The 12,517-nt window shown below is 74.3% G+C and carries 13 protein-coding genes and 1 pseudogene; 9 read left to right on the top strand and 5 right to left on the bottom strand.

The annotated features are described in order from the left end of the window. Positions 1 to 7: 7 nt before the first annotated feature. The 3 genes and pseudogenes from BLW47_RS10280 to BLW47_RS10270 all read right to left on the bottom strand — a co-directional run bounded on the left by BLW47_RS10280 (position 8) and on the right by BLW47_RS10270 (position 2,891). On the bottom strand, positions 8 to 466 hold the full coding sequence (locus BLW47_RS10280) for a helix-turn-helix domain-containing protein (protein WP_091554942.1): 459 nt from the start codon (positions 464 to 466) through the stop codon (positions 8 to 10). A 38-nt stretch (positions 467 to 504) separates the two neighbouring features. Next, positions 505 to 1,599: pseudogene (locus tag BLW47_RS10275) on the bottom strand (YibE/F family protein); the annotation flags it as partial. Positions 1,600 to 1,949: 350 nt separating this feature from the next. Beyond that, positions 1,950 to 2,891: a diacylglycerol/lipid kinase family protein gene (locus tag BLW47_RS10270; RefSeq protein ID WP_175543580.1), complete on the bottom strand. Its 942-nt coding sequence runs from the start codon at positions 2,889 to 2,891 to the stop codon at positions 1,950 to 1,952. A 456-nt stretch (positions 2,892 to 3,347) separates the two neighbouring features. Here BLW47_RS10270 and BLW47_RS10265 point away from each other — a divergent pair, with 456 nt between their 5' ends. Continuing rightward, positions 3,348 to 3,632 (top strand): adhesin, encoded by a 285-nt coding sequence (locus BLW47_RS10265; protein WP_091555741.1) that lies wholly within the window; start codon positions 3,348 to 3,350, stop codon positions 3,630 to 3,632. Between the two features lie 65 nt (positions 3,633 to 3,697). Here the strand turns inward: BLW47_RS10265 and BLW47_RS10260 are convergent, their stop codons facing one another. Next, positions 3,698 to 3,982 carry a DUF427 domain-containing protein gene (locus BLW47_RS10260; protein ID WP_091554937.1) on the bottom strand — a complete coding sequence of 95 codons (285 nt, stop codon included), beginning with the start codon at positions 3,980 to 3,982 and terminating at the stop codon, positions 3,698 to 3,700. Positions 3,983 to 4,050: 68 nt separating this feature from the next. Continuing rightward, on the bottom strand, positions 4,051 to 4,599 hold the full coding sequence (locus BLW47_RS10255; protein WP_091554936.1) for a hypothetical protein: 549 nt from the start codon (positions 4,597 to 4,599) through the stop codon (positions 4,051 to 4,053). Between the two features lie 149 nt (positions 4,600 to 4,748). Here BLW47_RS10255 and BLW47_RS10250 point away from each other — a divergent pair, with 149 nt between their 5' ends. The 8 genes from BLW47_RS10250 (at position 4,749) to BLW47_RS10215 (ending at position 12,502) form a co-directional block, all read left to right on the top strand. After that, positions 4,749 to 5,876 carry a hypothetical protein gene (locus tag BLW47_RS10250; protein ID WP_091555739.1) on the top strand — a complete coding sequence of 376 codons (1,128 nt, stop codon included), beginning with the start codon at positions 4,749 to 4,751 and terminating at the stop codon, positions 5,874 to 5,876. After that, complete coding sequence (locus BLW47_RS10245) at positions 5,873 to 7,381, top strand: hypothetical protein (protein WP_091554934.1); 1,509 nt, start codon at positions 5,873 to 5,875, stop codon at positions 7,379 to 7,381. The genes BLW47_RS10250 and BLW47_RS10245 overlap by 4 nt, the downstream gene beginning before the upstream one ends. Before the next feature lie 337 nt (positions 7,382 to 7,718). Further along, positions 7,719 to 9,101 (top strand): MFS transporter, encoded by a 1,383-nt coding sequence (locus BLW47_RS10240; protein WP_091554932.1) that lies wholly within the window; start codon positions 7,719 to 7,721, stop codon positions 9,099 to 9,101. A 59-nt stretch (positions 9,102 to 9,160) separates the two neighbouring features. Then, positions 9,161 to 9,871: an MBL fold metallo-hydrolase gene (locus tag BLW47_RS10235; RefSeq protein ID WP_091554930.1), complete on the top strand. Its 711-nt coding sequence runs from the start codon at positions 9,161 to 9,163 to the stop codon at positions 9,869 to 9,871. 149 nt (positions 9,872 to 10,020) lie between these two features. After that, on the top strand, positions 10,021 to 10,461 hold the full coding sequence (locus BLW47_RS25785) for a gas vesicle protein (protein WP_281247251.1): 441 nt from the start codon (positions 10,021 to 10,023) through the stop codon (positions 10,459 to 10,461). Further along, a complete protein-coding gene (locus tag BLW47_RS10225) occupies positions 10,454 to 11,410 on the top strand; it encodes a gas vesicle protein (protein WP_091554928.1) in 957 nt (318 codons plus the stop codon). The genes BLW47_RS25785 and BLW47_RS10225 overlap by 8 nt, the downstream gene beginning before the upstream one ends. Continuing rightward, positions 11,394 to 11,717 (top strand): gas vesicle protein K, encoded by a 324-nt coding sequence (locus BLW47_RS10220; RefSeq protein WP_091554927.1) that lies wholly within the window; start codon positions 11,394 to 11,396, stop codon positions 11,715 to 11,717. Before BLW47_RS10225 ends, BLW47_RS10220 begins: the two co-directional genes overlap by 17 nt. Further along, the gene (locus BLW47_RS10215) at positions 11,714 to 12,502 is read left to right on the top strand and encodes a GvpL/GvpF family gas vesicle protein (RefSeq protein WP_175543579.1); all 789 of its coding nucleotides are present in this window, start codon (positions 11,714 to 11,716) and stop codon (positions 12,500 to 12,502) included. The genes BLW47_RS10220 and BLW47_RS10215 overlap by 4 nt, the downstream gene beginning before the upstream one ends. The last annotated feature ends 15 nt before the right edge of the window (positions 12,503 to 12,517 follow it).

Below are 12,517 nucleotides of genomic sequence, written 5' to 3'. Positions count from 1 at the left end.
GACCAGGCTAGGAGCGCCCGGTTGACCTGCGCTTCTCTTCGCTTGCGGACGCGCGGCGTTCGGCCAGGCCCCACATGAACACGAAGCACCCGGGGATGTGCGGCGCGCCGCGGGCGGCCCAGCGGCGCTGGAACTCGCTCGGCGTCTCGCCGACCAGCTCGCGGAACCGGCTGCTGAACGAGCCCAGGCTCGAGAAGCCGACCGCGTGGCAGATCTCGGTGACGGTGAGGTTGGTGGCGCGCAACAGGTCCTGGGCCCGCTCCACGCGGCGCTGCGACAGGTATGCGGCGGGCGAGAGGCCGTACGTGGCGGTGAAGAGCCGCTGGAAGTGGTACTTGCTGATGCCGGCGACAGCGGCGAGCGTCGCCAGATCCAGCGGCTCGGCGTAGTGGCGGTCCGCGTGATCGCGTGCCCGGCGTAGGTGTACCAGCAGGTCGCCCGGGGCGCGGCGCGGCGCCGCGCTCATGACGCGGCGGGCGCTCGGGTGCGGCCGGGCAGGGCGGTGGTGGCGACGAGGGTGGCCAGCGCGGTGGTGATCGGTACGGAGGCGACCAGCCCGATCGTGCCGACGGCGCTACGCACGATCTCCTGGGCGAGGTATTCGCTGGTGAGCAGCTCGACCACGCCCCGGTTGCCGGCCGCGATCAGCAGCAGCAGCGGCAGCGAGGCGCCGGCGTACGCGAGCACGATCGTGTTGACCGCCGACGCGACGTGCGCGCGGCCGATCCGGGTGGCGGCCCGGTAGAGCTGGATCCGCGGCATCGGCGTACGGGCCAGCTCGGCCACGGTGCTGGCCTGGGTGACGGTGACGTCGTCGAGCACGCCGAGCGAGCCGATGATGATGCCGGCGAGCAGCAGGCCGCGCATGTCGACGTTGCCCTGCGTGACGGCGAGGTAGGCGCTGTCCTCGCTGCCGATGCCGGTCAGCTTGGTGAACGCGGTGAACAGCGCCGCGAGCACGCCGGTCAGCACGAGGCTGGCCAGGGTGCCGAGGATCGCCACCGAGGTGTGCACGGTGACGCCGTGCGTCAGGTACAGCACCGCGAACATGATCGTCGCCGCGCCCACGATGGCGACCAGCAGCGGCGAGGCGCCGGTCAGGATGGCGGGGATCACGAAGAGCAGCAGCACCGCGAAGCTGACGGCGAGGCCGGCGAGGGCGCTCAGCCCGCGCCAGCGACCGAACGCGATGATCACCGCGGCGGCGAGAGCGATCAGCCAGACCATCGGTTGACCGCGCTGATGGTCGATGATGCTGTACCCGGTGCCGGTGAACGCCCCCTCGAGTTCGAGCAGCACCACCCGGTCGCCGACGGCGACGCGCGGCGCTCCCGGCCCGCGCGGCAGCTCGGTCTCGACGGTCTGCCCCGATCCGGGGCCCTCGTCGATCCGTACGGTCGCGGTGCCGCACGGACCCGTTCCGCTGCCGGCCGGTCCGGGCTCCGGCGTCGCCGGGCAGGCCTCTTCGACGACCCGCGACACCTGCCCGTACGACCGCTCCGGGGCGCCCGTCTCGGCGGGCGGCTCGGGGGCGGAGCCCGGCCAGAGCGCGATCAACGCCACGATGGTGGCGAGCATGGCGGGGAGCAGGACGGCCATCACGGCCTTGCGGGTCCGCGCCGACGCGGTCGGCACCGGCCCGCCGTGACTGTGCCCGTGCGGCGAGCCCTCGGATGCGGGCGGGGTCGGCAGCGGCGCCTCGGCGGGCGGCGGTGCCTCGGCGGGCGGTGGCGTGTCGGCGGGCGGCGGCGCCTCGGCGAAGACCGGCGCCCGGCCGGCACCGCGCTGCGTCGGCTCCCACCCGTCGTCGTGTTCCTCCCACGGATCGCCTCGCACTGCGGGTCCCTCCGGTCGGTGAGCCACTGCCGTTCGCGACGCACCACGGTAGCGCAGCCGCGGCGGGCGGCCGGGCATGTGTGATCAGGAGACCGGCGGCAGGGCTGAAGCGGTCACGGAGCCGTCGGCAGCAGGCATCGCCACGCCCGGGGGTGCAGCGTCCAGGTGCGGCGCGTGACCGGGCCGGCGAGTTCGCCGTCGGCGTTGGTGTGGAAGGGCTCGCCCTCGATGGTCAGCGTGCGGCCGGTGCGGTAGAGCACGTCCGGGCGCTCGGGGTGGCGGCCGCGCAGCAGCCGCAGCGCGTACCCGAGGCGGGCCAGCGGCGCGGTGGCGAACGAGACCGTCACGTCGAAGGCACCGTCGGTGGGGGCGGCGTCCGGGCCGAGGGTCGCGGTGCCGCCGGCGATGCTCGGCGCGTTGGCGAGCCCGGCCATCAGCACGGGCCGGGCGCCGCTGGCGAGGACGACCCCGTCGAGGGTGACGCGCAGCCGCCAGCCACGCGCCCGTACGCCGGCGAGCAGCGCGCCGAGCGGGAACGCGGCCTGGCGCAGGCGGCGCTTCAGCGGCCGGGCGGCCGCGGCGGCGTCGGCGCCGACCCCGACGTGGACGGCGTTGACGACCACGTCCCCGACATCGTCGGTGATCAGGTCGAGCGCGCGCGGCGTGCCGTGCAGGACGGCGCGGGCGGCGTCGCGGGGATCCAGTGGGATGCCGGTGCCGCGCGCGAAGTCGTTGCCGGTGCCGAGCGGGATCAGCCCGACGACGCAGTCCCGGCTTTCACCGCGGCGCCACAGGTGCTTCAGCGTGGTGTGCAGCGAGCCGTCCCCGCCGACCACGATCAGCAGCCGGTCCCCGCGCTGGTCGAGCAGCGCCGGCAGGTCGGCGTCCCGGTAGCAGGTTGCCAGCTCGACGTCGTCGCCGCCGCCGCGCAGCTCGGCCAGGACGGTGGCGATCGCGTCGGCCTGGGTGCGGCCTGCCGCGTCGTTGGTGAGGACCAGCATCCCGGCCGCGGCCGCTGACGCTGGATGGGTGTCGCCGGGTGCGGGCTCCGACATGGCACGACCCTTCGGACGGTTGATCGACATACGTCGACCATCGATTCATAACCCGTGGCCCCGGTCGGCAAACCGCCCGCGGTGTGCCAGCAAGGAACGCGGCGTCCACCAGGCTCACCGCCGCCATGGCTGCGGGGTGTGCGGAGCCGGTCCGACATCGCCGCCGTCCCACACTGTGGTCGGAGGGGCCGTGCTGGCCGCTGCTCCGGTTGACGTACCGGGCGAGACGGGGCAACGTGGGCGCGGACGGCCGTTGACCTACCCGATTTGCGGAGAAAACAACCTGCCGAACCGGCGTCGCCCGTACCGGGTGCGCCTCTCGTCCGGCGGCGGTTCGCCGCCTTCCCCCTGGCGCGGGGTTCCCGCGCAGCACGCCAGCTCCCCAGCGCCGGACCGGCGCGGAGTGGCCGGATGGGGGCACAGAACACGGACGACGACAATCACGAGGAGTTCTTCATGCTCACGTTGACCGACAACGCCGTGCTGGTGATCCGGGACCTGACCACGCAGCAGGAGGTGCCGCACGGCGCCGGGCTGCGCATCGCCAGCGACCAGTCGCCCGGTGCGCTGACGATCGGCCTGGTGACCGGGCCCACGCAGGGGGACGTGATCGTCGACGAGTCCGGCGTACGCGTGTTCCTGGATGCGGATGCGGCGCAGTTCCTCGACGACAAGGCGCTCGACGCGGCGGTCGACCCGCAGGGCGCGGTGCAGTCCGGCCTGGCCGAGCAACGCGCCTGACGTACTCGCCGCCGGTGGCCCCGCACCGCGGGCTCCCGCGGGGCGGCGCCACCGGCGGCGCGCATTCAGCCGACGACCTCGACGTCCTTCCAGAACGCGACCCGGTCGCGGATCATCTCCGCTTTCGGCTTCGGGTCGGGGTAGTACCAGACCGCGTCCTCGCTGCGGACGCCGTCGTGTTCCAGCGTGTAGTAGGAGGCGGTGCCCTTCCACGGGCAGACCGTGTGGGTGTCGGAGGGGCGCAGCACGTCCTCCCGCAGCGCCTCGCGCGGGAAGTAGTGGTTCCCTTCCACCATCACCGTGTTGGTGCTCTCGGCGAGCACCAGGTCGCGCCAGATTGCTTTCGCCATGCGTCGACTGTAAGTCGGATCGCACGGGCGGGATCGGGCTCGGCCCGCCGCTGCCGGTGGGAGCGGGGTCAGGCGGTGACCTTGCACTTGAGGACGGCCTTGGCGGCGGTGATGGACGCCTTCACCGCGTCGCGGTCGGCCTTGGTGAGCTTGCCGGTGAGGGCGGCGCGCATTTCCTTGATCTTCTTGATGAGCTCGGCGCGCTCGGCCTTGGTCAGCCGGGCCGTCTTCAGCTCGAGCACGATGGCGCGGATCTCGGCGCGGATCGCGGTGCGCTCCTCGGGGGTGGCCGCGGCCTCGAGCTTGGCCCGCAGCGCCCGCAGTTCGGCGATCTTGGCGGCCCGCACCTCGGGGCTCATCTTGGCGTCGCGGGCGGCCTGGATCAGCTCGGCGACGGCGTTGCGGAACGCCGTGCGCTCCGCCGCGCTGGGCTTGCGCCCGCGCAGCGCGTTGTGCCCGGCCTTCAGCTGGTCGAGGGCGGCGGCACGCTGGTCCGCGGTGACGGTGCAGCTGGTCCGGGGGGCGGCGGCCGCGGGTGCCGCGGGGGCGAGCAGCGCGCCGCTCAGGGCGGTCGCGGCGATCAGGGCGGCGGCGCCGCGGCGGGCGGTACGGGTCATGCGATCACTCCTTGGGCGGTTCCAGGGTTGACCCTGGCAGGATCGGCAGTCCCGGCGCGGACGTGAGGGGTTCACGCGCGTCACCTGGTCATCGCCGCGGCGCGGCTTGTACCGTGCTGGCGTGGCGAATCCGGTCGAAGTGGGCGCGCGTGACTGAACTCGAGCAGCGGCTCGCGCGGCTGCGCGGCCCGGTCCCGCCGCGCCGGCACAACGCCCGCACCATCGCCGCGCTGACCGGCAACCCCGGCTGCACCCGCCGGGCGGTGCTGGACAGCGCCGGCGTCGACAAGCAACGGATCGCGGCGCACGTCGGGTTCCCGGCGCAGTCCGGGCAGTCGCGCTTCGCGATCGCCCGCGGCAACGTCTTCGAGGCGCAGGTCAAGGCCGACGGCGCGGCCGAGCTGCTGCGGCTGCTGCGCGAGCGGCTCGGGCTGCCGATCCCGGAGGTCTCCTACGACGACCTGGACACCCCGGACGCGCCGGACGGCCCGGACGGGCCCGAGGCGCGGCACGCCCGGTCCCGCGAGCTGCTGACCGGAGCCGCCGGCCGGGCCGACGCCGCGGGGCTGCTCTTCGACCACCCGCTGCTGCGGCTCGACGTCGCCGGCCAGCCCGTCTACCTGGAGCCCGACCTGATCGCGCTGCAGGTCGAGGGGCGCTTCCACGTCGTGGAGATCAAGTCGTTCGCCGTCATCGACGACCAGGCCGACCCGGCCAAGGTCTCCGCCGCGGCCACCCAGGCCGCCGTCTACGTGCTCGCGCTGCGCCAGCTGCTGACCGAGGCGGGACACGACCCGGAACTGGTCTCGCACAACGTCGTACTCGTCTGCCCCCGCGACTTCTCCAACCGGCCCACGGCGGCCCTGCTCGACGTGCGCAAGCAGCTCGGCACGCTGCGCCGGCAGCTGTCCCGGATGGCCCGGATCGACGCGCTGCTCGACCAGGTGCCGGAGGCGCTGAGCTTCGACCTGGCCCCGGACACCGCCGGCGCGCCGACCCGCACCCCGGCCGAGCTGGCCGCGGCGCTCGCCGCGGTCGAGGCCCGGTACGCGCCGGAGTGCCTCAGCGCCTGCGAACTCGCGTACTTCTGCCGGCACGAGGCGGCCGGCGCGACCGCCGCGCTCGGCAAGTCGGTGCGCGAGGAGCTCGGCGGAATCGAGTCCGTCGAGGTCGTGCTGGCGCTCGCCGCCGGCGACCGCACCCCGACCGAGGAGCAGGCGGAGGCGGCCGCGCTGCTGCGGACCGCGGCGCGGCTGCGCGCCGAGGCGCTGTCATGAGCACGCTCACCGCGCTCGCCCGGGCTCAGGCACTCGCGACCGGGGCCGCCCAGCCGATCGCCACCGTGCGGCACCTGCACCTGGCCGACCGGCCGCTGGTCTTCGTCCCGCTGACCATGGCCGGCGAGGCCAACGCGCCGCTGGCCGCCCTGGTCGGCGCCGACCCCGAGCACCCGCGGCTGCTGATCGTGCCGCAGCCGCGCAACCGCGACCAGCGTTTCGCCTTCGCCGCCGCGCTCGCCGCCGAGCTACTGCCCTATGTGGATGGTCTCCGCGGCGTCGCCGAGGCCGTCCCGATCGACCGCGGCAGGGACGTCAGGCACCGGTACGTCGACGCCCCGCAGCTGCTGGTGCCGAACGCGGCCGGGATCAGCTTCGTGCGGCTGTTCGGCCGTTCGACGCGGTTCCGCCGCACCGACGGCGACTATCCGGTGCACCCGTCGGTGCCGCTGCTCGGGCGCTGGCTGACCTTCCTCGCCGACCGCGCCGAACACCCCGGATCGTCGACGCTGCTGGCGATGACCGACGCGCTGACCCTGCACTGGGCCACCGGGCAGAGCGCGATGGAGGACCAGAACCTGGCGGCGCTGCTCGGCTGGATCTCGCCGCCGCCCGGGGTCTCCGGCGTCGTCGCCGCGGCCGAGGCCGAGGACCCGGCGATCTGGCCGCCGGCCGGGCCGGTCACCGATCCGGGTTTCGACAACGAGCGGCTCGCCCCGGCGATCGCGGCCTACGAGGCCGCGCTGGACGACGAGGGGGCGCGGCTGCTGGCGTACGCGGAGCTGGAAAGGCTGCTGCGCGGTCAGCTGCAGCCGACCTGGGAGCTGATGTGGCGCGGCGTCGCGTTGCTGCGCGCGCTGCCGCCCGGCGCCCGGGTCGAGCCACGGTGGGCGGCCGACCGGGACGCGTTCACCGACTACGCCAACTACGTCGAATCCGAGGAGAGCTACCCGCAGCCGCGCCGGGACGGGGCGGTCGCCGCGGCCCAGCGCCTGGACCGGCTGGAACGGGCGCAGGCGTCGTACGCGGCGCAGCGCGCCTACGACGATCCGCTGGTGATGGCCGGCCACCGGCTGACCGGGGAGGCGTTCGCCGGGGTGGTGACGATGGCCAAGCCGGACCGGGTCGACGACACCGGCAAGCGGCCCGTGCTCCGTCCCCGGATCATGGTGCTCACCTCGGATCCGGTGCTGATGGCGCCGGGCGCCGCGCTGTACTCGCCGGCGCGGCCGTCGCAGAAGGGGACCGTCGTGTTCGTGACGCCGGCGCCGGACGGCGCGAAGACCGAGGTGGTGCTGGAGCTCTCAGGCGGGATGGGGCGGTCGCTGACGCCGCCGCCGGGCAGTGTGCCCGAGGTGGGGGAGCGGATCACGTACACGACGCTGAGCGAGGCGTACCGGCCGGGCGCGTCGTTCCCGGCGCGCGAGGAGACCCCCTGGACTCACGGCGGCCCGCCCACCGACCACGTCCCGACGGAACGGGACGCCACCGAGGACTGGTCGTAGGGTTCGCTGGCGTCGCGGTTGTGGGCGGGGCCGCGTCCCGTGTCATGACGCCGCCCCGCCCGGACCGCTTTACCGGCGGTGCTGATGCGCCGGATGCGGTGAGCCGTCGGTGGCCGGTCGCCGTCGCAGTCGACGCCGGACCAGACTCGCTCACCCATCAAACGCCTCAACCCCCCATCCGGCTACGCAAAGTGATCTTGCCAACTGGGTTCCGTGATCACGGAGTGCCCGTGAACGCCGGGAGCGAGCGTGCACGGCCACGGCGCCCGTCGTGGGTCCCGGGTGCGGGGACGCCCTCGCACGGCAGACTGGGAACGTCATCACCGGGGGAGAGTCGTTGCGCCATCATCCGGCGGTCGTTCTGGCCGCCATCCTGTTGTCCACGCTGTTGCTGCCGCTCACGCTGACCGGCGCCTCGATCGCGCTGCCGCAGATCGGCGCCGACCTGCACGCCGACCTCGCCTCCGTGCAGTGGGTGGTGAACGGCTACAACGCCACCTTCGCCAGCTTCATGCTGGCCACCGGCTCGCTGGCCGACCTGCTGGGCCGACGCCGGGTGTACGCCGCCGGCGTCGGCATCTTCACCGTGGCCGGCGGGCTGAGCGCGGTCGCCGGCGACATCGTGCTGCTCGACGTCGTGCGCGCCCTGGGCGGGATCGGGGCGGCGGCCGCGGCGACCAGCGCGTCGGCGATCCTGGCCGCCACCTTCCACGGGCGGGCGCGGGCACGCGCGTTCGGGGTCTTCGGCACGGTGCTCGGGGCGGGGCTGGCGTTCGGCCCGTCGCTGGCCGGGCTGCTGATCGAGGCGTTCGGCTGGCGGGCCGTCTTCGCCGTCCCGGCGATCCTCGGGGCGGTGGTGCTGGCGCTGGTGCCGCTGCTGCCCGAGTCGCGCGAGGCGACGACGCGCCGGATCGACTGGGCCGGTACGGCGTCGTTCACCGCCGCGCTGCTGCTGGTGATCTCCGGGTTCGTGGAGGGGCCCGTGCGCGGCTGGAGCGACCCGCTGATCGTCGCGGCGTTCGTCGGGGCGGTCGTGCTGCTCGGGGTGTTCGTGCGCGTCGAGCGCCGCCGCCCCGATCCGATGTTCGACCTCGGCCTGCTGGCCAGCCCGCGCTTCCTCGGCATGTGCGTCGCGGCGGCGACGATCGTCTCCGTCGTGGTGCCGCTGCTGGTCTACCTGCCGTCGTACTTCACCCGCGTGATCGGGTGGAGTCCCGCCGAGGCCGGCGCGGCGATGATCCTGCTGACCGCGCCCACCCTGGTGCTGCCGCTGCTGACCGGCGTGCTCATCCGCCGGATCCCGCCGTCCGCCATCGTGGTCACCTCGGTCGGCGTCATCGCGCTCGGCGCGGCCTGGCTGACCGTGCTCGGGCCGCACGCCGACGTGCTCACCCTGGCCGGGCCGCTGCTGACGATCGGGGTCGGCAACGGCCTGTCGATCGGCATGCTCGACGGCGAGGCGATCGGCAGCGTCGCCCCCGACCGGGCCGGCACCGCCGCCGGCATGCTCAACACCGCGCGGCTGGCCAACGAGACGATCGCGATCGCGGTGGTGGGGTCGGTGCTCGCCACCACCACCGCCGGCCAGCTGGCCGATCCGGGCTTCACGACTGGCCTGCGTACCGTGTTCTGGTCGCTGGCCGGTCTCGCGGCCGCCGCGGTCCTGCTCACCGCGACGCTCCTGCGCCGCCGCGCCCCCGTCCCGGTCCCCGTCTCCTGACCACCTGTTCGCGTCGCGCGTGCAGTTGTGGGTGTGGGCAGCGACGTAGACTGCCGTCTATGGTGCGCGCGGCGGCGGTGCAGGTCGCTCCCGATGTGTGGCGGATTCCGACGGTGGGCCGGGCATTCGTCAACTCGTACGCCCTTGTCGATGACGACGGCAGCGTGACGCTGGTGGACTGCGGGGTGAAGAAGGCGCCCGCGCGGATCGTCGCCGGGCTCGCCGCGATCGGCAAGACTCCGGCCGACGTCACCCGGATCGTGCTCACCCACGCCCACCCCGACCACGCCGGCGGGGCCGCCGAGCTGTCCCGCCGCACCGGGGCGCCGCTGGCGGTGCACGCCGCCGACGTGCCGTACGCCGAGGCGGGCCGGGCGCCGACCCCGGACCAGTCCCTGGCGTCGGGGCGGCTGTTCAGCCGGCTGCCCGGCGGCACGTTCCCGCCGGTGCAGGTCGGGCAGCTGCTCGCCGACGGCGACGTGCTGGACGTCGCCGGCGGGCTGCGCGTGGTGCACACGCCGGGGCACTCGCCCGGGCACGTGTCGCTGCTGCACGAGCCGACCCGGGTGCTGATCACCGGGGACGCGCTGTTCAACGTGGCCGGGATGCGCTGGCCGCCGGCGTTCTTCTGCGCGGACTTCCGGATGACGCAGGAGACCGCGCACGTGCTGGGCGAGCTGGAGTACGACGTCGCGGCGTTCACGCACGGCCCGGAGATCGGTGAGCGGGCGCGCGAGCAGGTGCGGTCGTTTCTGGCCCGGGTCAGCTGACGCGCCAGTGCTGCGTGTCGCTCGGTCAACGCGGCTCTGACCAGCATTTCCGGTGACACCGCGCACGCCGAGGTTTCCGGTGCGAGCACGGACGGTAGTAGTCGGGCCACCGACATACCGGGCGCACGGGGCAGATCGGAGGCGAGACCGTGAGGCAGTCACTGCAGCCGCAGCGCGACAGCGAGGGGACGCTCGCCCACGTGGTGGAGACGCTCCTGGACCGCGGCCTGGTCCTCAACGCGGACATCATGGTCTCGGTGGGCGGCGTGGAGCTGCTCGGCATCCGGATCAGGGCCGCGCTGGCGTCCTTCGAGACCGCCGCGCGGTACGGGCTGGAGTTCCCGTCCGGCACCGACACCGACACCCCCGCGTGGCGGGAGGCGGTCGAGGCCCGGGAGAGCTGCCCGGGGTGCGGCAAGCGCGTCGCGACACAGGAGCTGCTGGACGAGTCGTGCCCGTGGTGCGGCTGGCGCAGCGCGCGGTCGCTGCGCGCGGAGCGGTCGAAACCGCAGCTCGAGGCGGAGCCAGCGGATCGCACGGCGCCGCAGGCGTCGGCGTACGAGCTGCGGGAGCGGCATCCCGATGGCTGAGCCGGCGTCGTTGCAGCCCACCCGCGACCCCCGCGTCACCCTGCCGGACCTCGTCGAGGTGCTGCTGAACAAGGGGGTCTACCTCAACCTGGATCTGATCATCACCGTCGCCGACATCCCGCTGATCGGGGTCAACCTCCGGGCCACCCTCGCCGGGATGGAGACGATGCTCGAGTACGGCATGATGCGGCAGTGGGACGAGAAGACCCGCGCCTCGGTGCGGCGTTCCATCGCCCGGCAGGTGCCGTTGCTGCCGGATGAGGACGTCGTCGCGCGGATGCCCGGCGGCGTGTACGCCGACGACTTCCACCACTCGTGGCGCCCTGGCACCGTGTACCTCACCGATCGGCGGCTGTTCGTCTTCCGGCGGGAGCCGGCGGAGCTGCTCTGGCAGGCCCCGTGGGAGCACATCCGGACCGCCGGGCTGCACAGCGAGCGGGCGGTGGGCGGCGAGCAGCGCCAGCGCCTGCGGGTGGAGCTGGTCGACGGGACGTACCACCTGTTGTCGACCGCGGACCCGGAGCGGCTGCTGAATCTCGTGCGGCGCCACCTGCGCGGGGTCGGCGGGCCGCCGGGTGCGGGGGCGATCGCGGCATCGGCCGCGCCGCTGCGCGAGAGCCACGCCTGGTACCAGGAGCGGCGGGCGGGCTCCGCGGTCTGGCGCGGCGGGACCGCGCGGCTCGACCGGCGTACGGGGCTGACCTGGCGGTCCCCTCTGGACGGTCGACCGGCGGTGAACCTCACGCCCCGCGACATCACCGGGGTGGAGCTCCGGCCGGCCCGGACGCCCGCCGGAGACAGCGTGGTGATGGCGGTGGCGACCCGCGACGACACGGTGCTGCTCGCCCCGGACGACGCCACGGAGTGGGCGGCGCTGATCCGGGAGACGGTGCCGGAAGGCGCCCCGCGGCACGAGCTCACGGAGGTGCAGGTTGGCGCTCACCGTTGACGAGAAGAGCCTGAAACACGGCGTCCTGACGCTCGTCGTCACCCTCGTGGAGATCATCCAGGAGGCGTTGGAGACCCAGGCCGTGCGGCGGCTGGAGGGCGGCGACCTCACCGAGGAGGAGCAGAACCGGCTCGGCGAGGCGCTGATGGAGCTCGACGAGGCGATGGAGGAGATCAAGGCGGAGCACGGGATCACGCAATCGGTGCAGGACCTACGCTCCGGCCTGGACGACGTGGTCGACGACGTGGTGGACAAGCTGATCAACCCGGCCCGGTGGGCCGACGAGGCCGAACGGGGAACGCGGTGACCGCCCCCGACCTGTACGTGTACGCCATCCTGCCGGCCGGGCTCGCCGCCGACGCGCTCGGCACCGGCATCGACGGCGCTCCGCTGCGGCTGGTCGACGTCCCCGAAGGCGTCGCCGCGGTCGTCCACGAAACGACCTCCGGGCCCTACCAGGGGCCCGACGAGGACGCGAAACGCTGGATCCTGGAGCACAGCGCGGTGGTGGAGCGCGCCTGGGACATCACCGGCACCGCCCTCCCGATGACCTTCAACGTGCTCGTCCGGGCCGGCGACGAGGGCACCGCCACGGAGACGCTGCGCGGGTGGCTGCGGGACAGCGCGGTGCAGCTGCGTGGACGACTCGACGCGCTGCGCGACCGGGTCGAGCTGCGCGTGGACATCACCCTGGACCGCGACCGGGCCGCCCAGGATGAGCCGGAGGTACGCGCGCTCGCCGCCGAGCTGGACGGCAAGCCCGCCGGGGTACGCCGGCTGCTGACCAAGCGGCTGGAGAAGCTGCAGCGCGACGCCGTCGACGCGGTGGCGGACCGCGTCTACCCGGAGTACCGGCGGCGGCTGGTGGGCCTGGCCGAGGACATCTCCGAGGGGCGGCGCGGCGGCCGGGCGGAGGGGCAGGTGCCGGTGCTGTCCGCGGCGCTGCTCGTGCACCGCGACCGAGTGCAGGAGCTGGGGGCCGAGCTGGCGCGGATCCAGGACGAGCAGCCGGCGGCGCAGATCCGCTTCCTGGGCCCGTGGCCCCCGTACTCGTTCAGCGAACTGCGCGCGCCGGGGGCCAGCACCGCGTGAGCGTGGGCGCTGGCG

It is taken from the genome of Micromonospora pattaloongensis, from assembly GCF_900107255.1.
GTDB lineage: Bacteria > Actinomycetota > Actinomycetes > Mycobacteriales > Micromonosporaceae > Micromonospora_I > Micromonospora_I pattaloongensis.
Note: the sequence above shows the minus strand (reverse complement) of the source record. Positions and strands in the feature narration are given on the sequence as shown.